This window comes from Bradyrhizobium tropiciagri (assembly GCF_001189845.1).
In the GTDB taxonomy this organism is placed as follows: Bacteria; Pseudomonadota; Alphaproteobacteria; order Rhizobiales; family Xanthobacteraceae; genus Bradyrhizobium; species Bradyrhizobium tropiciagri.
Window position 1 is genome coordinate 1 of record NZ_LFLZ01000035.1, and the last position, 18971, is coordinate 18971.

General features: G+C 63.5%; 22 protein-coding genes and 2 tRNA genes. 14 read left to right on the plus strand and 10 right to left on the minus strand.

The annotated features are described in order from the left end of the window. Positions 1-123: 123 nt before the first annotated feature. Complete coding sequence (locus AKN84_RS25220; RefSeq protein ID WP_050423295.1) at positions 124-444, minus strand: hypothetical protein; 321 nt, start codon at positions 442-444, stop codon at positions 124-126. 204 nt (positions 445-648) lie between these two features. On the opposite strand from AKN84_RS25220, the gene AKN84_RS50045 reads away from it, so the two are divergent. Next, complete coding sequence (locus tag AKN84_RS50045; RefSeq protein WP_283805541.1) at positions 649-774, plus strand: hypothetical protein; 126 nt, start codon at positions 649-651, stop codon at positions 772-774. Between the two features lie 174 nt (positions 775-948). Here AKN84_RS50045 and AKN84_RS25230 read toward each other — a convergent pair whose 3' ends face one another. Together AKN84_RS25230 and AKN84_RS25235 are read right to left on the minus strand one after the other, a co-directional pair. Next, the gene (locus AKN84_RS25230) at positions 949-2142 is read right to left on the minus strand and encodes a hypothetical protein (protein WP_050423296.1); all 1194 of its coding nucleotides are present in this window, start codon (positions 2140-2142) and stop codon (positions 949-951) included. 323 nt (positions 2143-2465) lie between these two features. Continuing rightward, positions 2466-2540 (minus strand) — tRNA-Thr (locus AKN84_RS25235). A 318-nt stretch (positions 2541-2858) separates the two neighbouring features. On the opposite strand from AKN84_RS25235, the gene AKN84_RS48165 reads away from it, so the two are divergent. The 12 genes from AKN84_RS48165 to AKN84_RS25295 all read left to right on the plus strand — a co-directional run bounded on the left by AKN84_RS48165 (position 2859) and on the right by AKN84_RS25295 (position 11608). Then, positions 2859-3068: a hypothetical protein gene (locus tag AKN84_RS48165; RefSeq protein ID WP_167351876.1), complete on the plus strand. Its 210-nt coding sequence runs from the start codon at positions 2859-2861 to the stop codon at positions 3066-3068. 42 nt (positions 3069-3110) lie between these two features. Continuing rightward, positions 3111-4811 (plus strand): FAD-dependent oxidoreductase, encoded by a 1701-nt coding sequence (locus tag AKN84_RS25245; RefSeq protein ID WP_050423297.1) that lies wholly within the window; start codon positions 3111-3113, stop codon positions 4809-4811. A 168-nt stretch (positions 4812-4979) separates the two neighbouring features. Further along, positions 4980-5288 carry a UBP-type zinc finger domain-containing protein gene (locus tag AKN84_RS25250; RefSeq protein ID WP_050423298.1) on the plus strand — a complete coding sequence of 103 codons (309 nt, stop codon included), beginning with the start codon at positions 4980-4982 and terminating at the stop codon, positions 5286-5288. A gap of 281 nt (positions 5289-5569) precedes the next feature. Further along, on the plus strand, positions 5570-6070 hold the full coding sequence (locus AKN84_RS25255; RefSeq protein ID WP_050423373.1) for a hypothetical protein: 501 nt from the start codon (positions 5570-5572) through the stop codon (positions 6068-6070). A 144-nt stretch (positions 6071-6214) separates the two neighbouring features. Continuing rightward, positions 6215-7039: an alpha/beta fold hydrolase gene (locus AKN84_RS25260; RefSeq protein WP_050423299.1), complete on the plus strand. Its 825-nt coding sequence runs from the start codon at positions 6215-6217 to the stop codon at positions 7037-7039. Positions 7040-7477: 438 nt separating this feature from the next. Further along, on the plus strand, positions 7478-7906 hold the full coding sequence (locus AKN84_RS25265) for a DUF2948 family protein (RefSeq protein WP_050423300.1): 429 nt from the start codon (positions 7478-7480) through the stop codon (positions 7904-7906). A gap of 99 nt (positions 7907-8005) precedes the next feature. Then, the gene (hisD, locus tag AKN84_RS25270; RefSeq protein WP_050423301.1) at positions 8006-9301 is read left to right on the plus strand and encodes a histidinol dehydrogenase; all 1296 of its coding nucleotides are present in this window, start codon (positions 8006-8008) and stop codon (positions 9299-9301) included. Beyond that, positions 9298-9801: a UPF0262 family protein gene (locus tag AKN84_RS25275; RefSeq protein ID WP_050423302.1), complete on the plus strand. Its 504-nt coding sequence runs from the start codon at positions 9298-9300 to the stop codon at positions 9799-9801. Before hisD ends, AKN84_RS25275 begins: the two co-directional genes overlap by 4 nt. A gap of 54 nt (positions 9802-9855) precedes the next feature. Beyond that, complete coding sequence (locus AKN84_RS25280; RefSeq protein ID WP_050423303.1) at positions 9856-10317, plus strand: arsenate-mycothiol transferase ArsC; 462 nt, start codon at positions 9856-9858, stop codon at positions 10315-10317. Positions 10318-10515: 198 nt separating this feature from the next. After that, positions 10516-11145, plus strand: a complete 630-nt coding sequence (locus AKN84_RS25285) for a Maf-like protein (RefSeq protein ID WP_050423304.1) — start codon at positions 10516-10518, stop codon at positions 11143-11145. A 64-nt stretch (positions 11146-11209) separates the two neighbouring features. Next, the gene (gene yacG / locus AKN84_RS25290; protein WP_050423305.1) at positions 11210-11392 is read left to right on the plus strand and encodes a DNA gyrase inhibitor YacG; all 183 of its coding nucleotides are present in this window, start codon (positions 11210-11212) and stop codon (positions 11390-11392) included. Between the two features lie 140 nt (positions 11393-11532). Continuing rightward, positions 11533-11608, plus strand: a tRNA-Phe gene (locus tag AKN84_RS25295). A 382-nt stretch (positions 11609-11990) separates the two neighbouring features. On the opposite strand, the gene AKN84_RS25300 is transcribed toward AKN84_RS25295, so the two are convergent. Both AKN84_RS25300 and AKN84_RS25305 read right to left on the minus strand, forming a co-directional pair. Beyond that, positions 11991-13019, minus strand: coding sequence for a Cj0069 family protein (locus tag AKN84_RS25300; protein ID WP_244485483.1), 1029 nt, complete (start codon positions 13017-13019; stop codon positions 11991-11993). Between the two features lie 79 nt (positions 13020-13098). Then, positions 13099-13830: a sulfite exporter TauE/SafE family protein gene (locus tag AKN84_RS25305; protein WP_050423307.1), complete on the minus strand. Its 732-nt coding sequence runs from the start codon at positions 13828-13830 to the stop codon at positions 13099-13101. Between the two features lie 321 nt (positions 13831-14151). Between AKN84_RS25305 and AKN84_RS25310 the strand changes: the two genes are divergently transcribed. Then, on the plus strand, positions 14152-14385 hold the full coding sequence (locus AKN84_RS25310; protein ID WP_050423308.1) for a hypothetical protein: 234 nt from the start codon (positions 14152-14154) through the stop codon (positions 14383-14385). Between the two features lie 88 nt (positions 14386-14473). On the opposite strand, the gene AKN84_RS25315 is transcribed toward AKN84_RS25310, so the two are convergent. The 5 genes from AKN84_RS25315 to soxA all read right to left on the minus strand — a co-directional run bounded on the left by AKN84_RS25315 (position 14474) and on the right by soxA (position 18919). Continuing rightward, positions 14474-14938 (minus strand): chromate resistance protein ChrB domain-containing protein, encoded by a 465-nt coding sequence (locus AKN84_RS25315; RefSeq protein ID WP_050423374.1) that lies wholly within the window; start codon positions 14936-14938, stop codon positions 14474-14476. 31 nt (positions 14939-14969) lie between these two features. Continuing rightward, positions 14970-15368 carry a YncE family protein gene (locus tag AKN84_RS25320; RefSeq protein ID WP_050423309.1) on the minus strand — a complete coding sequence of 133 codons (399 nt, stop codon included), beginning with the start codon at positions 15366-15368 and terminating at the stop codon, positions 14970-14972. 193 nt (positions 15369-15561) lie between these two features. Next, positions 15562-16044, minus strand: a complete 483-nt coding sequence (locus AKN84_RS25325) for a YncE family protein (RefSeq protein WP_050423310.1) — start codon at positions 16042-16044, stop codon at positions 15562-15564. Between the two features lie 199 nt (positions 16045-16243). Then, positions 16244-17938: a thiosulfohydrolase SoxB gene (gene soxB, locus AKN84_RS25330; protein WP_050423311.1), complete on the minus strand. Its 1695-nt coding sequence runs from the start codon at positions 17936-17938 to the stop codon at positions 16244-16246. A gap of 48 nt (positions 17939-17986) precedes the next feature. Continuing rightward, positions 17987-18919, minus strand: coding sequence for a sulfur oxidation c-type cytochrome SoxA (soxA, locus tag AKN84_RS25335; RefSeq protein ID WP_244485484.1), 933 nt, complete (start codon positions 18917-18919; stop codon positions 17987-17989). Positions 18920-18971 lie beyond the last annotated feature (52 nt).

Consider the following 18971-nt stretch of genomic DNA (forward strand, 5'->3'; position numbering starts at 1 on the left):
GGGTTACGGTCTATCGAGAGAGCAAGAGCCCTCACCCGGATTGCTGCGCAATCCGACCTCTCCCCACCGGGGAGAGGTGAAGCAAGACCGTGCCAAGCCTATTCAACCAAAACTCATCCGGCTTTAGTCGAGCCGCTTGCGCACGTCGTCGCGGATCTGCTCGCGGAACGCCTGGCGGCGCGCGGCGCGTTCCTTGACCGGAACGTCGTGGCGATCGAACACGTCGAACTTCTCCAGGATCGGATAGTGCTCGCTGGCCATCGCCAGCACGCGCAGCAAACCCGCGACCTTCGGGGTCGGGCCGGTGACTTCCCACTTGCGGAGCTTTTCGGCGCCGCCGGCACCCGGCAACCCGCACAGCTTCGCCATGTCTGCCGCCGTCAGCTTGCGGCCGAGCGCCTCGCCGAGATGTTCGCGCAATTTTCTGAGTTCTGGGCCGGTCACTCTTGGGTCCGCTCCGCGGTGGCAAATGTGAAGTGAGTCACATGACGTGCTCGAGGCGAGGTCTATACGCCGCGCATGCGACTTCTAGAGCCTTTTCCGTTCCGATTGAATCGGAACGGGGCTCTGGATTCTTGTTTTTGACGCGTTTTCTTCACGCGAACCGGTACCCACTTCGCTCGAAAACGCTTCTCAAAGGAAATCATCATGCACGGCATCATCGAAAGCCTGAGCCCCGAACGCGCACAGATCGATTGGAAATGGGTCGGCAGTGTGTTCGTGGTCTACGTCGCGCTGATGATCGGCGGCGTTGGCCTGCTGCTCGCGCATTGATTCGGCGAAGAGGGGGAGGCGAAGGCGGACGGCGACCGTGGTGGCGGGTCCCATCGTCGCGCAGGCCGGCCACGGCTGCTGGAGCCGGATCGTGCTTTCTTGACGATCCCCGAGAGCCGGCGGCGATATCCTGCCGGCGCCTGCGTTCGGCGCCGACAGGATGGATTCAGGCCGTCAGCGTGAGGCGAGAGCGCCGGCCAACCGGGCCGACTTGCCGGTCGGCTTCGGCGTCGACCGTGCTGCCACCATAGCTGCGGATGGTGTCGCATTCGTCGGCCAGGCATCGGGGAACGGCGGAGCAAAACGGTGCGCCTTCAGAGCCGCGATGTCCCAGGAATTCAGGCAAGTTTTCCCGCCATATTCCGTCGAATTGTAGAAGGCGTGAAAACCGATACCAATAGCCGAGGCGAAACGGTCGCCCTTGGTCGCTCCATCCACATAGGCCCTCAGCTTCGCGCAGAACTTGGGCAGGTTGGCCGACCAGGGAGCATCGACCGCATTCTGGGCATTGTTGAACTGGTTCTGAAGCTCGCCGTACCGCTCGGTAAAAGCTCCGTCGACCCCCGACCAGCCGTTCAGGCCATCAAGATCCAACCCGCTCCCGTGCACGATCTTGTCGATCGAGATGACAGTGGTTCGGCCGCTCCGGTAGCTGATGTTGCTGGTGGTCGATCTGATCTCGTACTGCGTGGGGTCCGGCGATTTGGTTTCGGCAAACGACTCCATGATCGAGTTCACGCCGCTATTGAGCGTGGTGATGGCGTTGCTGTTTTTCTGCAGGTAGGAGACGACAGGGACGATCGTCGCTCCAATACCCCCGGTGCCCGTGGCGAGCGATCCCAATGCGACGGCACTTGCGCCGACTGTCGTAATGCCGCTCACAAACTTCGTCGGGTCATTGAATCGAATGGTGTCCGACTGCTTGTACTCGAAGTGCATCCTTATTTTCGCGTTGGCCGGAACGTCGGTGATGATGGTGCCTTCGCAGTTCTGAATTTGGGTGTCGCCAAAGTTGGCCTTGGCAATGATCGGCACCTTGACCTGCTTGGTCTCGTTGCCCTTGGCATTCGGGAAGGTCACCACGGCCGCGAGGGCGACAGACCGATCGCGAATATTGAAGCCATCCTGAAACATGTTGCCGGTTCGCTTCGCCCCGACCCAACTCGACGCCACATTGTTCAGGCTCTGCGGATCGTCGCAGAGATTGCGGACCTTGAGATCGTACTGGAAAACGTCCCTGGGACCGTCGAAGGGTCTTATGACCGGCCGCGAGCCCGAGGCACGCTCGACATCTCCCAACTCAAAGCCAAATGCGGACGACGATGCCAACAGCGCAAGAGCCGTCGGCAGCAAAATCTTGATGCGCACGTATATCTCCCAATTCAATGTGGTCTTGCGGAGCTTTGAAAATTCGCCGAGTAACTACAGCTCCATAGAAGTATGGCTCTGGCCGAAAATCAACCAAAAGTAGATTTTGCGATCCGGGGAGCCTCGGTCCGGGGCGATGACGAGACGGGCAGATGCGGCGGCCGTCGCGTGAGGGGCCAGGAGCTCCGGACGGTCAAGGGCACCACACCAGTCGAGGGCGCTCCACGGTCGTCCCTGGCTCGCACGCTTCGCGCCAGCCGGCGATCTTCCGGATCGGATGAGGATGTCTGGTGCTTGGTTCAGTCGCTATGCGACGAAGATCCTGGTGCTGCCAGACAGGATTGAACTGTCGACCTCTCCATTACCAATGGAGTGCTCTACCACTGAGCTACGGCAGCATGCCCGGGAAAAATTGAATCGGCCCTATGGGCCCGTCCAAGCGGGCGGTTCTTGCCACAGGCCTCCCTTTCGCGCAAGCGAAACAGCGCCCATCCTGCCGGGCAAATCGGCAGAAATCACGTTCCGTGTCGGTGATTCCGACCAATTCGGCCGATTTCGGCCCGATTGGGTTCCCGACCGCACGGGAATGCGACCGTCCACCTGCGGCCGAATCATGTCGCCGTGCGCAACTGGCCGACCGGGCAGGGTGCGCGGGCGGCAGCGATTGTCTATGCTCACGGCGCGCGAAAGGGCGTCGGCGGTTCGAGAGTTCAGCAATGACGGGTGATCAGGACAGAGGCGGCGGGCAGGCCGGAGCCCGCCTGAAGGATTCGCGGCAGGATCGCCTCAAGCTGGCGCTGCGCGAAAACCTGAAACGGCGAAAATCCCAGGCGCGCGGTCGCGAGGATGTGGCTTCCGAACCGGCCGACGGCCCGCTAGATCACCCCTCGCCGGATGACGCCGGCGGAAACGAGCCGGGCCGCTAACCCGGCTCGGGTGTGTGTGCAAAGAAGAAACGGGTCGCCGACATGGCTGCAATCGATGAGACAACAATCAATCGCCTGAACGCAACCGCCGCCGCCTTCCCGCGCCATGAACAGACCTTTCCGACCCTAACGGTGCATGAGATCGAGCGGATGCGCCGCTTCGGCGAGCCGCGCTCGTACAAGGACGGCGAGGCGTTGTTCGAGACCGGCACGCCCGGTCCCGGCATGTTCGTGGTGCTGTCGGGCAGCGTCGCGATCACCCAGCGCGACGGCCTCGGCCGTGTCACGCCGATCATCGACCAGGGGCCCGGTCAGTTTCTCGCCGAGATCGGCCAGCTCTCCGGCCGCGCCGCGCTGGTCGACGGCCATGCGGACGGCGTCGTCGAGACATTGCTGCTGCCGCCGGACCGGTTGCGCGCGCTCTTGGTCGCCGAGGCCGATCTCGGCGAGCGCATCATGCGGGCGCTGATCCTGCGCCGCGTCAGCCTGATCCAGGGCGGCGCCGGCGGGCCGGTACTGATCGGCCCCGCCTCGGTCGGCAACATGGCGCCGTTGCAGAATTTCCTGGCGCGCAACGGCCAGCCGCATCACGTCCTCGATCCCGAGGCCGACACCGATGCCGCCGACCTCGTCGCGCGCTATTCGCCGACGCGCGCCGAATTGCCGCTGGTGGTCTGCCCAAACGGCACGGTGCTGCGCAATCCCTCAGAGACCGCGCTTGCGATGGCGCTCGGCATGATCGGCAACAGCGCGGAGAACAAGCTTTACGATGTCGCGGTGGTCGGCAGCGGCCCGGCCGGGCTCGCCACTGCGGTCTATGCGGCCTCGGAAGGCCTGTCGGTCGCGGTATTCGATTCGCGCGCCTTCGGCGGCCAGGCCGGCGCCAGCATGCGGATCGAAAACTATCTGGGCTTTCCGACCGGCATCTCCGGCCAGGCGCTCGCCGGACGGGCCTTCAACCAGGCGCAGAAATTCGGCGCCGAGATGCTGATCCCGGTCTCGATCAAATCGCTCGATTGCTCGAAGGCCTCCGGCGCGTTCGCGCTCGACACCGCATGCGGGCATACGCTGCGCGCCAGGTCGGTCGTGGTCGCGAGCGGTGCGCGTTATCGCCGGCCGGTGATCGACAATCTCGAGAATTATGAGGGGCGCGGCGTCTGGTACTGGGCCTCGCCGATCGAGGCGCGGCTCTGCGCCCAGCAGGACGTCGTGCTGGTCGGCGGCGGCAATTCCGCTGGCCAGGCGGCGGTGTTCCTGTCGGCGCATGCCCGCAGGGTCAATATGATGATCCGCGGCGGCGGGCTCGGCGCCAGCATGTCGCGCTATCTGATCGAGCGCATCGAGGCGACGCCGAACATCGAATTGATGTTCAATACCGAGGTGATCGGGCTCGAAGGTGCGGAGACACTGGAACGTGTGCGCTGGCGCAGCCGGCTCGCACCCGACGAGTTCACGATGGATATCCGCAATCTGTTCCTGTTCGTCGGCGCCGATCCGGCCACCGGCTGGCTCGAGGGCTGCGGGGTGCAGGTCGACCGCGGCGGCTTCGTCAAGACCGGCGTGCAGAACGGCGAGGGCGCGCCCGCCGTGCCGCTGCTCGAGACCACGGTGCCCGGCGTGTTCGCGGTCGGCGACGTCCGCTCCGGATCGGTCAAGCGCGTCGGCGGCGCGATCGGCGAAGGCGCGCAGGTCGTCGCCGCCCTGCACGGCTACCTCGCCGATGCCGGCAGCCCGACGCTGTAGGGATGATCCATCCGGGTCGCTCTATCCCCGTCATCCTGAGGAGCGCGGAACGCGCGTCTCGAAGGATGAATCGGCCACCAGCCGGGCCGTCCATCCTTCGAGACGGCCGCGTTGCGGCCTCCTCAGGATGACGGGTACTTGAAGTCGTTCTGAACACGAGGCCCGCAAATGACAAAAGGCTGCACCCATATCGCCGGCATCCAGGACGTCACGCCGAGCGCGCGCGGCTGCGAGGAGTGCCTGAAGAGCGGCAGCCGCTGGCTGCATCTGCGGATCTGCCGGACCTGCGGCCATGTCGGCTGCTGCGACGATTCGCCGAACCGGCATGCGACGGCGCATTTTCATGCCACCGGCCATCCCGTGATCGAGGGCTACGATCCGCCGGAAGGCTGGGGCTGGTGCTATGTCGACGAGGTGCTATTCGACCTGTCCAAGCGCAAGACGCCGCATGACGGGCCGATCCCGCGCTATTATTGATTCAATGTCTTACGAGGCGCACGAGTACGCGCATCCGATGGGCGCAGGCACTATCACCGTCATCCTGAGGAGCGCGTAGCGCGTCTCGAAGGATGTACGGCCCGGCTGCTGGCCGTGCATCCTTCGAGGCTCGCTCCGCTCGCACCTCAGGATGACGGGTCAATCACAATTGGCGCCGGCGAATTCTCATGAGATGTCGCTCGACCTCCCATCGAACCATGTAGCAATTTTCAAAGACGCATCGTAACGTAGCGCGGGTTCTCAACGGGGGAGTGCGCTACATGACGACGTTGGTGCTTGTGCACGTCATTATCAGCCTGATTGCGATCGTCGCCGGTGTGATCGTGATGTTCGGCCTGCTCGGCTCGCGCGCGATGCCCGGACTGACCGCGATCTTCCTCGTTCTCACGATCCTGACCAGCGCCACCGGCTTCGTGATCCCGCCACTGATCACCGAGAAGGTGCTGCCGTCCCAGATCATCGGCGGGCTCTCGCTGGTGCTGCTCGCGATCGCCTGCATCGCGCTTTATGCGATGCAGCTCAAGGGCGCATGGCGCCCGATCTATGTCGTGACCGCGATGGTCTCGCTTTATCTCAATGTCTTCGTGCTGGTCATCCAGAGTTTCCTCAAGATACCCGCATTGCAGGCGCTGGCGCCGGCCGTGCCGCCGAACCCGCCGTCCGGGCCCGTGTTTGGGGCGGTGCAGGGCATCGTGCTGGTGTTCTTCGTCGTGATGATCATCGGCGCCTGGCGCCGCTTCAGGCCGGTCAATTTCGCCTGATCCGAGGCGGATGACATCAATTCGAGACGACGCACAGCATAGAAGATGATGGGCGGCGGCGTGTCGGCGACACGCTGTCGCCGGAGGTCCGTTCACGCCCCGTCGTGGGCGGACCAAAGAATCAGCAACAAGAGGAGCATTCAAATGCCCACCATCACCACCAAAGACGGCGTCGATATCTTCTACAAGGATTGGGGTTCGGGTCAGCCGATCGTGTTCAGCCATGGCTGGCCGCTGTCGTCGGACGACTGGGACGCGCAGATGCTGTTCTTCGTGGGTCACGGCTTCCGCGTCATCGCCCATGACCGCCGCGGCCATGGCCGCTCAGCCCAGGTCGCCGACGGCCATGACATGGACCATTACGCCGACGACCTCGCGGCCGTTACCGCGCATCTCGACCTCAGGAATGCCGTTCATGTCGGCCATTCCACCGGCGGCGGCGAGGTCGTGCACTACATTGCCCGCCACGGCGAGAGCCGGGTGGCGAAGGCGGCGATCATCGCGGCCGTGCCGCCTTTGATGGTGCAGACGCCCGCCAATCCCGGCGGCCTGCCGAAATCGGTGTTCGACGGCCTGCAGGCCCAGGTCGCGGCCAACCGCTCGCAATTCTACCGCGATCTGCCGGCCGGCCCGTTCTATGGCTACAACCGGCCCGGCGCGAAACCGTCGGAAGCCGTGATCCAGAACTGGTGGCGGCAGGGCATGATGGGCGGCGCGAAAGCGCATTACGACGGCATCGTCGCGTTCTCGCAGACCGACTTCACCGAGGACCTGAAGAAGATCAACGTGCCCGTGCTGGTGATGCATGGCGACGACGATCAGATCGTGCCCTATGCCGATTCCGGCCCGCTCTCGGCCAAGCTTTTGAAGAACGGCACGCTGAAGACCTACAAGGGTTTTCCGCACGGCATGCCGACGACGGAGGCCGAGACCATCAACGCGGATCTGCTGGCGTTCATCAAGGGGTGAGGCGCGCTGCGCTCGCCGAGGAACGCTGACTAAGCGCGGGCCTAGCGACTGCAATGTGAGGGGGCCACAGGCGGTAGGGTTCCCTCCCCCTTGCGGGGGAGGGTTAGGGAGAGGGGTGGCCACTCGGCGCGCTCTCTCGAAATTGCCCTCTGATTATCGAGCCGGGATTGTGGGACTAACCGCTTCGTCCCGCATCTCGCCCCGGGGCTTACCCCTCTCCCCAACCCTCCCCCGCAAGGGAGGAGGGAGCCTGACGAGCGTGCCCACCTGACGAAGAGCCAATGCGCATACGTTCGATCAGGTCATGCCGCGCAGCTTCCAGCTCCCTTGCATGGGGTTGTTTTCGATATTTTGCTCGTGCGCTGCCGGTTCCCCCGAGCGGTATTTCCTCGCGGCCACCTGGTACCTCTGGCTGCCGAACGCGTTATAACCACCGTCATGTCCCCACCCGCGCCGCTGAAACTGATCGCCCTCGACGCCGACGACCTCGCGGTGATCTCCGCCCATGTGCAGGACGCCCGCGTCCAGCCCGCCGACATCATCTGGCGCCAGGACGAGAAACGCCTCGTGGTCGGCCTGAACCGGCTCGACTGGGAACAGACCCTGTCCGGCGGCACCTGCTCGCGCCGGCTGATCGCCGCGCTCAGGTTCGACCGGGTGCTGGCATGCAAGTCGCGCAATATCGACCTGGAGACCCCGGAAGCGGCCCTGGAACTGCTCGGGATCGAGTTCTATGCCTCCGACCCGCCGGGCGGCAGCGCGCTGCTGATGTTCGGCCATGGCGGGGCGCTGCGGCTCGATGTCGAGTGCCTGGAATGCGAATTGACCGATCTCGGGGAGGATGATCTCGGGGTGGCGACGGGGTAGTCGTCCCGGCTTTCGCCGGGACGACGGGAGCCAAGGGTTGACGGCCATTATCCGCCGCGCCATTGAGCAGGGACCCAGAGTCCTCTTCAGAAAGCCGCCATGCCCGTTCGCCTGGACCGACAGAGCGCCGATTTCGACCAGCGTTTCCGCGACTTCCTGGCGGCCAAGCGCGAGGTATCGGCGGACGTCGAGCGCGCCACCCGCGCCATTGTCGACGACGTGGCGGCCCGCGGCGATGCGGCGCTGCTCGAGGCGACCAAGAAGTTCGACCGGCTCGATATCGACGCTGCCGGCCTGCGCATCACCACAGCCGAGATCGACGCGGCGGTCGCGGCCTGCGACCCCAAGACCGTCGAGGCGCTGAAATTCGCGCGCGACCGGATCGAGACCTTCCATCGCCGCCAGCTGCCCAAGGACGAGCGCTTCACCGATGCCCAAGGCGTCGAGCTCGGCTGGCGCTGGAGTGCGGTCGATGCGGTCGGGCTCTATGTGCCCGGCGGCACCGCGGCCTATCCGTCCTCGGTGCTGATGAATGCCGTGCCGGCCAAGGTCGCCGGTGTGCCGCGGGTCGTCATGGTGGTGCCGGCCCCGGACGGCAAGCTCAACCCGCTGGTGCTCGCGGCCGCCCATCTCGGCGGTGTCTCGGAAATCTACCGCGTCGGCGGCGCCCAGGCGGTGGCGGCGCTGGCCTATGGCACCGCGACGATCGCGCCGGTCGCCAAGATCGTCGGGCCGGGCAATGCCTATGTCGCCGCGGCCAAGCGGCTGGTGTTCGGCAAGGTCGGCATCGACATGATCGCCGGCCCCTCCGAGGTGCTCGTTATCGCCGACGACACCGGCAATGCCGACTGGATCGCGGCCGACCTCCTGGCGCAGGCCGAGCACGACGTCAGCGCGCAATCGATCCTGATCACCGATAGCGCGCGGCTCGCCGCCGATGTCGAACGCGCGGTCGAGGCGCAGCTTGCGACGCTGCCGCGTGCGGCGATTGCGCGCGCCTCGTGGGACGATTTCGGCGCCATCATCCAGGTGGCGAAGCTCGACGACGCGATCGAGCTCGCCAATGCGATCGCGGCCGAGCATCTGGAGATCATGACCGCGGACGCCGAGGGCCTGTCGAACAAGGTCCGCAACGCCGGCGCGATCTTCCTCGGGGCCCATACCCCGGAGGCGATCGGCGACTATGTCGGCGGCTCCAACCACGTGCTGCCCACCGCGCGCTCGGCCCGGTTCTCCTCGGGCCTCGGGGTGCTTGACTTCATGAAGCGAACCTCGATCCTGAGGTGCGGGCCGGATCAACTTCGTGCGCTCGGACCCGCCGCGATGACGCTCGGTCAGGCCGAGGGTCTCGATGCCCATTCACGTTCCGTCGGATTGCGCCTCAACCTCTCATGAACAAGCCACCAGACGACGAGGATTCCAACAATCGCATCGTCGCGGTGACGCTCGACGAGGAATCGATCGGCCGTTCCGGGCCCGACATCGAGCATGAGCGGGCGATCGCCATCTACGACCTGGTCGAGCAGAACCTTTTCGCGCCCGAGGGCGCCGAGACCGGGCCCTACACCCTGCATATCGCGATCACCGGCAACCGCCTGATGTTCGATATCCGCAAGGAGGACGGCGCGCCGGTGGTGGCGCATCTGCTGTCGCTGACCCCGTTCCGCCGCGTCGTGAAGGACTACTTCATGATCTGCGACAGCTACTATCAGGCGATCCGTACCGCGACGCCGGACAAGATCGAGGCGATCGACATGGGCCGCCGCGGCATCCATGACGAAGGCTCGCGCACGCTGCAGGAGCGGCTCAAGGGCAAGGTGCGCGTCGACTTCGAGACCGCGCGGCGGCTGTTCACGCTGATCACCGTCCTTCATTGGAAAGGCGAGGGCGCATGATCAGTGAAGCGTTTACTGACGGGGGCGTGCCCCGGTCGAAAAAAGCCTGATCGCATGGCAGCGCCAAGCGCGCGCACCCCGCAGGCCGTGCTGTTCGCATGCGCCCACAATGCCGTGCGCTCGCCGATGGCCGAAAGCCTGCTGCAGCACATGTTTCCGCAAGGCCTCTATGTTCGCTCCGCCGGCGTCAGGAAGGGCGAGCTCGATCCGTTCGCGGTCTCAGTCATGGCCGAGTTCGGCCAGGACATTTCCGGCCACAAGCCGCAAACCTTCGAGGAACTCGAGGACTGGGAGGGGCTGAACTTCGACCTCATCATCACGCTGTCGCCCGAGGCGCACCACAAGGCGCTGGACCTGACCCGGACGCTCGCCGCCGATGTCGAATACTGGCCGACGCACGACCCGACCGGCACCAGCGGCAATCGCGAGCAGAAGCTCGCCGCCTATCGCGAGGTCTGCGACGGCCTCCTGATGCGGATCCGCCGCCGCTTTGCCAAGGCCGCGGCGAACCTGTGAAGAGCCTTGAGGTGAAGGAACGCGCGTGTTCCGATTCGCGGAATCGCCCCTTGTCGCCAGACTGACAAACAGCTGTGCTTATGGGGCCTTGTCTCCAAGCGGGAGCGCGATTCGCGGCCGGTTCCAAGGTTGTGCATCCATGCCCCATCCGATAGGTTCCGCCCGCGTCCGTCCCCCCGATTCAGCCCAAAAGCCCGCATGCTAGGCCGTCCCAAATTCGTTCTTGCTTCCGGTTCGCCGCGGCGGCTGGCCCTGCTCAACCAGGCCGGCATCGAGCCCGACGCGCTGCGCCCGGCCGATGTCGACGAGACCCCGCGGCGGGGCGAGTTGCCGCGCGCCTGCGCCAATCGCCTGGCGCGCGCGAAGGCGGACGCTGCGCTGAAGTCGGTGCAGCTCGACGACGATCTGCGCGGCTCCTTCATCATTTCCGCCGACACCGTGGTCGCGGTCGGCCGCCGCATCCTGCCCAAGGCCAATCTGGTCGACGAGGCCGCGCAATGCCTGCGGCTGCTGTCGGGCCGCAACCACCGCGTCTACACCGCGATCTGCGTGGTGACGCCGCGCGAGGCGTTCCGCCAGCGCCTGGTCGAGACCCGCGTGCGCTTCAAGCGGCTCAGCGAGGACGACATCCAGGCCTATATCGGCTCCGGCGAATGGCGCGGCAAAGCCGGCGGCTACGCCGTGCAGGGCATCGCCGGATCCTTCGTGGTCAAGATGGTCGGCTCCTATACCAACGTTGTCGGCCTGCCGCTCTACGAGACCGTGACCCTGCTCGGCGGCGAAGGCTTTCCGATCCGCCATGGCTGGCTCAACGCCGTCGCGGTGTGACGCCCGAGGAACCTCGCACCCTCAACGCCCTTGCATCTCGATTGATGTAAGCTACGTCCGAGCCATGACCGACCAGCCCCGAACGCCCCCGGCCACCCCGCGCGCCTGCCCGATCTGCGGCAAGCCGGTCGAGCAGGCCTTCCGCCCGTTCTGTTCGCCGCGCTGCCGCGACGTCGACCTCAACCGCTGGCTGACCGGCCGCTATGTCGTTCCCGGCCGCGAGGATGACGAGGAGGACCCGGAATAGCCAATATTTCCCAACAAGTTGGGGAAATACCGGTAGGCGGGCCTGCGACGCCGAAGCCTTTGGCGAAGGCGGGTGGACACAGCGCTCCGACCTCTCTATAAACCGCCCGCTCGCTTCGGCCTTTTCGGTCCTGCGGGTATGCCCAGGTAGCTCAGTTGGTAGAGCATGCGACTGAAAATCGCAGTGTCGGTGGTTCGATCCCGCCCCTGGGCACCAAAACTGCGCTTTTCTACGCTGGAGCACGATTTTGTACGATTGGGTTCGCTAGATAATCGGCCCGAAAGGCGCCCGCGGATTTCTCCCTGAGGCTCGCCAAGTTCACTGCGTTCAAATCCAGCTCAGGACTTGGACTTGCTCGGTAGTTTTCGAAGCGTGGTTGGATCGCGCATGGCGGATTATCAACGCTGCGCTTGGCGAAGTGCTTGCGCTTCGGCAGGAAAACATGTGCTTCGAAAATAGTGGTTTTCCCGTTGTAGCGGACCCCACTACCATGCGGCACGATTTTGCCCTCCAAACTACGATTTTCTACGATGTTGCACTCTCGGTGGTAGCTGGTTGTGCGCGAACCTCCGGTGCAGATCTGGATTTGTCAGCTCTTCTACCGCAGCCGGTCAGCAACCCGGCGGGCGATCTCGGCCGGCGCCTCATCGGGCATCGGGAAGACTGAACTCACGTTAATCTCGCCGAGCACATAACTGTCGCTTCCGTCGGCGCCAGGTGAGCCGAGCATGAAATCCGCATCCCAGATCATCGGAAGATCGCCCCTCGGGATATCGAGCAAGGACATAAGCTGCGGCGTCCACTCGTCTTCCATCAACCGGCGCAGGCGCTGGAAGCGCGGATCGGACTTGGAGGTGTAGAGCCGCGGACCGGCTTCGGCGCACGCGGCCGGTGCCTCGACCAGGGCCTTGACTTTGTGGTGGCCGAAGCCGGCGCAGCGATCGCCCGCCATATAGCAGCGCACCACACCTTCGCTCAGGCGCGCCTGGAACGGCTGATCGATCACGCTGCCATCTTCGAAATACTCGATGCACCGGTCGAGAAAATCGTCAAGTGCCACGTCCTCCGATGCGTCCTTCGTGGCGTCCAGCACGCGTACGATCGATCGGGTGCCTTGATTGGTCAGCAGCTCGACTTTCCAAACGCCTTGACCGCCATTGCCGCGGTTACGCTTGATGACGCGTGGCCCGGCGGCGAGCCGTGACGGCAATTCCGCGCGCATCGCCGCGGCCGTTTGATAAAGGGCCGTGCCGCAGCCCCAGCTCATCGTGCGAGTACGATGGAGCACCTCCTTGGTGCCCATTTTGAGGATCACATCGGGATGGGCGCTCACCCACACGCCGCACGCCGCGACCTCGCGCAGCAGCGCGTCAAGATTGGCGCGGTTGCGCCCCTCGTGAATCGGATTGACCCAGACGAGCACTCCATCGAACGTGGCGAGCTGTGCGCTCACGGCGTCGCGGACGTCGTCCTCATAGACGACCGGTTCGGCATCGACGCCGATATCGGCGAGCGCTGCGAACACGTCCTTGAACCGGCTGGTCTCTGGCGCAGCATTGCGGCGCGCTTCTTCATCGCCCCGCCAGAGGATAGCGACGCGGCCGAGGCGATCTGTGGGCTTAGACATGGAAAATGGCTCCGAATTCATTGGTCGATGACTGCGTGTTCGTCATGTGTCCAGCAGGCCAGGGCGCTCCATCGGAACGCTAGACGATCAGCACCGTCCCCGAAGCCAGAAGCAGCACCAGTACGACCTTGCGGAATGCAGCCTCGTCGAGACGGCCGAACAACTTGAGACCAAGCCAGGTACCGGCGAACAGGGCTGGCAGGCCGATCAGAAAAAGCTTGATCGTATCCACGCTGAGTGCGCCTTTGGCGCCGATCCACAATGCACTCACCACGAACGTCGCCACGGCGACCGGTTGAAACACCGCACGCTGCACATCCTTGGGCCACCCGCGCAGGCCGCACCAGATCGTGACCAGGATTCCGGCGAGCCCTGTAATGCCGCCCAACGCGCCGTTAAGGAATCCGACAATGGCATCGGATGCAGCGCCCGGTGATTTCAAGGGGATGATCGCGGGACGAAACAGTGCATAAAGGCTGTAGAGAACGAGAAGCACACCGGCGCCTGCGCGGACGTGGCCAGGATCGGCCCAGGTCAATATGGTTACACCAACCGGCACGCCGAGCGCCGCGCCAAGGACGAACGGCCAGAGCCGTCCCCAATCCAACGCGCCACGCAGTTTCCAAACGGAGTAACCTTGCACGATCAGCCCAAAGGCAATGATCAAGCTGGCGCTTTGCAGGGGAGTTAGGATGTAGAGCCAGATCGAGGCGGCGACCAGGCCGAAGGCAAAACCGGAGAGACCCGCGACGAGCGCACCGGCAAAGGTCGCAACAATGAACAGCGGAAGCTCGAGAGATATCCCATCCATGTGTTCGCTCCAACAACAAAGCGAACAGCTCTTGCATGGGATGACCCATTTCACGGGGAGCTGCTACGTCCCCAAAAAGACACTAGCCCGAACGCCGAAAGAACTCAATTGGCGCGTCGACGCGCGCCGCCAATCATTCACCGTGATCTGGCCGAACTCGGAGAGATCCAATCTAAGCACGGCTTGTCGACCGATGTAGCCGACCACTTAAGGCGCCCAAGAATGCATCGCGGCCTACCTTTGACAACGGAACTGCTCCAGCCGATGGGCGTTGCGATCAGACTGATAGTCAGTCACCTGTGAAACATCGGAGAAAAGATCATGCCGGCGCGAACTCTTTCTCAGGTTCTAGTCTGCTGTGTGGCATTCGCCTTCTTCACACCCGCTCATGCGCTCACCCAGGAGGAACTCACAGCCAGGCTGCAATCGGCCGGCTACACGAACATTCGTGACGTCAAATCGACGACCGAGGGTGTTGCGGTGAAAGCAACGAAGAACGGCAAGGATGTATCGCTCACTGTCGATAGCAGTGGCCAAGTCAAAGAGCGACAGTAAATAGCCGTGCGAAGGCCCGATCACGTGGGTTCGTGTCGCAGGAACTTGCGTCGAACCCACGATCGCGCGGTATCGACGATGCGCCCGATCAATGTGCAAATTGGCCGACCGGCTTCCCTCGCTTGACCATCTCTTTCGCGTAAGCGTACAGCGCATCATAGACGATCCATTCGGCGGCATTGAGCTCGTGGTCGTCCTTGTAGCCGAGATGGCGAAAACCCTCGGCGAGCGCCTGCAGGCCGGGTCCCTCAGCTTGATGGTAGAGCGTGTTGTCGGTGTCGGCGCCGTTCACGATGCGGCCGAGCAACATCAGGGCGGGATCGCCTGTAAGCTTGTACTTCTTCAGGATCGCCTCGAAAGAGCATTCCTTGCCGTGATGCCCCAGCTCGACGTCTTTGACATCGTACGGAATGGCATTCTGGCTCTTGGCTTCGTCCATCACCCTGTCAGCCGGTACAAACAGAAACTCGGCGTCCTTATCGACAAACTTCTTGATCAACCACGGGCAGGCGACCCGATCGACTTTGACGTGCTCTCGTGTGATCCATTTCATGTTGCTCTCCTTCAGCTTGGTTGTCTTGAAGTCACGCATTGCCCAGAACGAGGACGCCGCCGTGTGCGGGCGAAATCACGTAGAGCAGGTCAGGCGGAACCAGGACCGTGGTGTGGGCACCTGGACCCGTCACGGTACGATCGATCGTGCCGGATCGCGGATCGATTGTTTCGACGACGCCGGGTTCGCCGATCGCAACATGAACAAGGCCGCTGGATGGGTTGAAGAACGTGACATCCGGTGACGGAGGGATCGGCCACACGTTGGTGATGTTGCCTGACTCGCTGTCGATTTCGACGAGTGCGCCGTCGTCGCACGCTGCGTAGAGCCGGCCGCGCGAATGGTCGATGTCGAGTCCATGGGCGCCGCCCGAGGGGAGCCTCCACTCAGCAATCGGCTTTAGGCCGGGCAGGCTCGCCACCAGAACCATGGAAGGTTCGCGGATGCACAGGAATAGCCGGTCGGCAGTTGCATCCGCAACGCACCACCTCGGTCGGCCCTAGTGCATGCACACATCTTCTGGAGTCTTCTCAAGGACTTGGCTGAAGAACGCAGAGAAATGACGACGTTTAGCTAAGCTGCGCTCGCGAACTTTGGTCATCGCCCCACATCCAAGTCCTTGATTAAGAGTCGGTTTTTCGATCGGAAAAGATGTGTGCATGCCCTAGCGGTCGGCCGGGTAGCTCGAGCTTGGCCACTCTGCCGTTCCTGAGATGGAAGCTTTGGAGTGTCGGCGTCTCAGTGTCGCTGCCAATGCAGGCCGCGATCCCGAGTGCCAAACGCTTCACGATGGCAGCGCCGTTTGGCCGGGGGCCAGTCTCAAAAACCGCTTCTGTCTTGAAGGACTCGGCACTCATCCAGGCGATGGATGCGGAGCCGCGGTTGGTGAGCAGCACCTCGCCGTCGTCAACCACGGCACCGGCCACACCGGGAAAGCCCGGTACCGTTGCGATGTGCCGCTGCGTGCCGTGATCGATGACTTCAACACTGTCCCGTTGCGTATGGGCAATGAAGACGCGTCGAGTCTTGGGATCGAAGGCGCCGTGATCGAAGGAGCTGCCTTCGGCGTTCGGAATTGTGATCGTCCCAACCGACTTCAGCGGCATGGCAACCTCATGCCTTTGCGCTTTGCGATCGGAAGGAGTGCTATAACAACGCGTTCGGTCGGACCGTCCATGCGCAATCTCCTCGAAACAGCGAGCATTGCGCAGAGCTTGGACGTTTCCGTCTGATGGGGAGCCTGGCGTTTCCCCTTTGATCAGTTTAATCGCGCTGGATGCGCCGTGCAAGCGCAGCCGGCCTGGATCACCGTCCAACCACGTTCACCATCGAAGCGCGCGTGGCGCCGATGATCGCTCTCCGCGCAACGTAGGCTTCGCAGAGATCCCATACAGGGGGACCCTCCACCGTATCGCTCGCGCAAGACCAACTCGCCGTCACATACTCCTTGTCTGGTTCGATCGCTCGGCCGCTGCGCAAGAGTGTCATCTCAGAGATGCGTTCCCCGATCGGCTTGGCCGGATCGATCGTATAACTCAGGCCCCCGCAGCGGATCATATCGCCGCCCTGCTGGTAGTATGGGTCCGAATTGAACAGACTGTCCGCGGCATCCTCCAAAATGTCTTTCAGGCGCTGGCCGCTCGTCGCTGCGCGGCAGACTTCGGCATAAGCGATCGACGTCATGTTATGGATGTCCTCCACCCTGATCGGCGATCCCGGCAGCAGGCTGGTTCCCCACCAGAAGCCGGGCGACAGGGCAATTTCGACGTCACGTTGTTCGATCAGCGCGGAACAGATCAAATCGTCGACGCTGCAGTCGAGGCGGCCACGCCGGTAGAGAAGCGTGTCTGTGCGACCCACGATGCGGGACAGTTCGGCCGCGAATGGCGCGCGCACCTTTGCGATCATCGCCTCCATCTCGGGATCGGGGCGAATGATGTCGGCAAAGAGCGGAATGAGCTTGAAGCGGAAGCCGCTTATTCCGCTGCTACGGACATCAAGATCAAGGCGCGAAATGAACTTGCCGTGGCTACCGCCGGCTACCAGCAGCGTCTTGCCGACGGTCGCGACCTCGGGAAGAGGGTCATGGGTGTGCGAGGTCAGGATGACGTCGATCCCATCCACGCGTCCCGCCAGCTTGCGGTCGATTGCAAAACCATTGTGAGAAAGCAGTATGACGAGTGCCGCACCCTCCCGCCGGGCCTTCGCGACATTCGCCCGGATATCGTCCTCCCGCAGGGCGAAGCTCCACCTCGGGATCATGTGGCGAGGGGTGCTGAGTCCGGTGAACGGAAACGCTTGGCCGATAACGGCAACCTTGACGCCGCCTTTCTCGAACATGCGGTAGGCTTCGAAGACCGGCTCCTCCCATTCCGTGTCGCGTACATTTTGCGCGAGGAAGGGGCAGCCGAGGGCATCGATGAGATCCTTGACGCGAGCTTCGCCCTGCGTGAACTCCCAATGGCCGGTCATGGCATCCGGCTGCAACAGCTTCATGCAATCCACCATGTCCTGCCCGCGGGTCCGGTAGGACGTCAACGACCCCTGCCAGGTGTCGCCGCCATCGAGCAGCAGCACACGCTCCGTTCCACGTTCCGTGCGTACAGCCTTGATCACCGTGGCCGCGCGGTCCAGGCCTCCGATACGACCATAACTTTGTGCCAACGCCTCGAAATCATCTGATGTCAGCGCATGAGCGATCGGAGAGCCGTGTGGAACGCCGAAGTGCGCCAGCAAGCCCCTTCCCGTCGCGCGCGGCAGTCCCAGAACGGCCGCGGCGCTGGCGTTCAAGGTCGGCTCCCGCAGGTACACCGGTTTCAACTGGCCGTGCAAATCAGCGAGGTGCAACAGAGTGATGTTGCCGAAGGGTTCGAAGTGAAGCAACTCGGCCTCGGTGATGCGCTGCTGGGCGGCAGCGCGCCCCAAAGTCCCGAGGCCCTGCGCAGCCGTGATCGCAGCGGCGGCCACTCCGATCTGAAGGATTTCGCGACGTGTTGTCATGAACCGGTTCTTGAGATTGCAATGCGGTCTATCGACCGAGGGACTGCTTTAGTGCCGAATGCCGGGGACGCTCAGCTTTTGCCCCGCGTTCTGCGCGGCCAGGTAGAGTTCGAGATCGCCATACTCACTGGCATCGGGCGGCAGGTCATCGGCCCAGATCGCCACCTGACACCACTGAAAGCGCTTGCGGATGTCCCAGGTCGATTGCTGGCTGGTTCGCCAGGTCGGGAAATGATCAAGCTGCCCGCGCAGTTCGCCAAGCCATTGTCCGCGAATCCATTTCTGCGCGCCTTTGTCAGCGCTATGGCAGTCGGCGCAGGAGAAATTCAGCGCGCCGATCTTGCGCGAACTTAATGCCTCGCCTCGTTCATAGGCGGCCTTGGCTGGCGCGCTATCGAGATCGACGATGATCGGCGCGCCGTTGGCGACATAGCGAAGATACGTCGATAGCGCGATATTCTCTTCGCTCTCCATCAGCCAGTCCTGTCCCGTCGTCGCTTTCGCGTGACGCGCGACGAACTCTTCGACGCCAAGCACCTTGCCAAGCCGCGGCTCCCATCTGGGCATCGTGGCGGCCCAGGTCTTGAACGCTTGTTCAGGAGTCGCATGACAGGACACGCAGGCGGCGCCTGCGGGGCCTGCCGCGTTCCATAATGCGGGCGCACGCTCCTCGATCGCCCACATCGCCGGATTGATCATCGGGTCGAGGTTGTCGCGCTGCTCGCTCGGAGGTGGGCGTCGGGTCGGATCATCGAGCGCGGATTTGAACGGAGCGGGCTTGGCGAGGGTTTTGAGGAACGCGACGATATCCCCGATCTCGGAGTCGCTCAGGAGCCCATGGGTGCCCCAGGGGGGCATGACGGTTTCGGGATTATAGACCCGTGCATCATAGATGTAGTTGAAGAGCCATTCGTCATCGCGGCCGGCCTTTCCGATCTCGGAAAGGTCGGGGCCGACATTACCTGGCAGATCGCCGCCCAAAGGTGTGGCGATCTTGCGGGGCGCCTTGGGCGGAGGCGGCGATACGATCGCG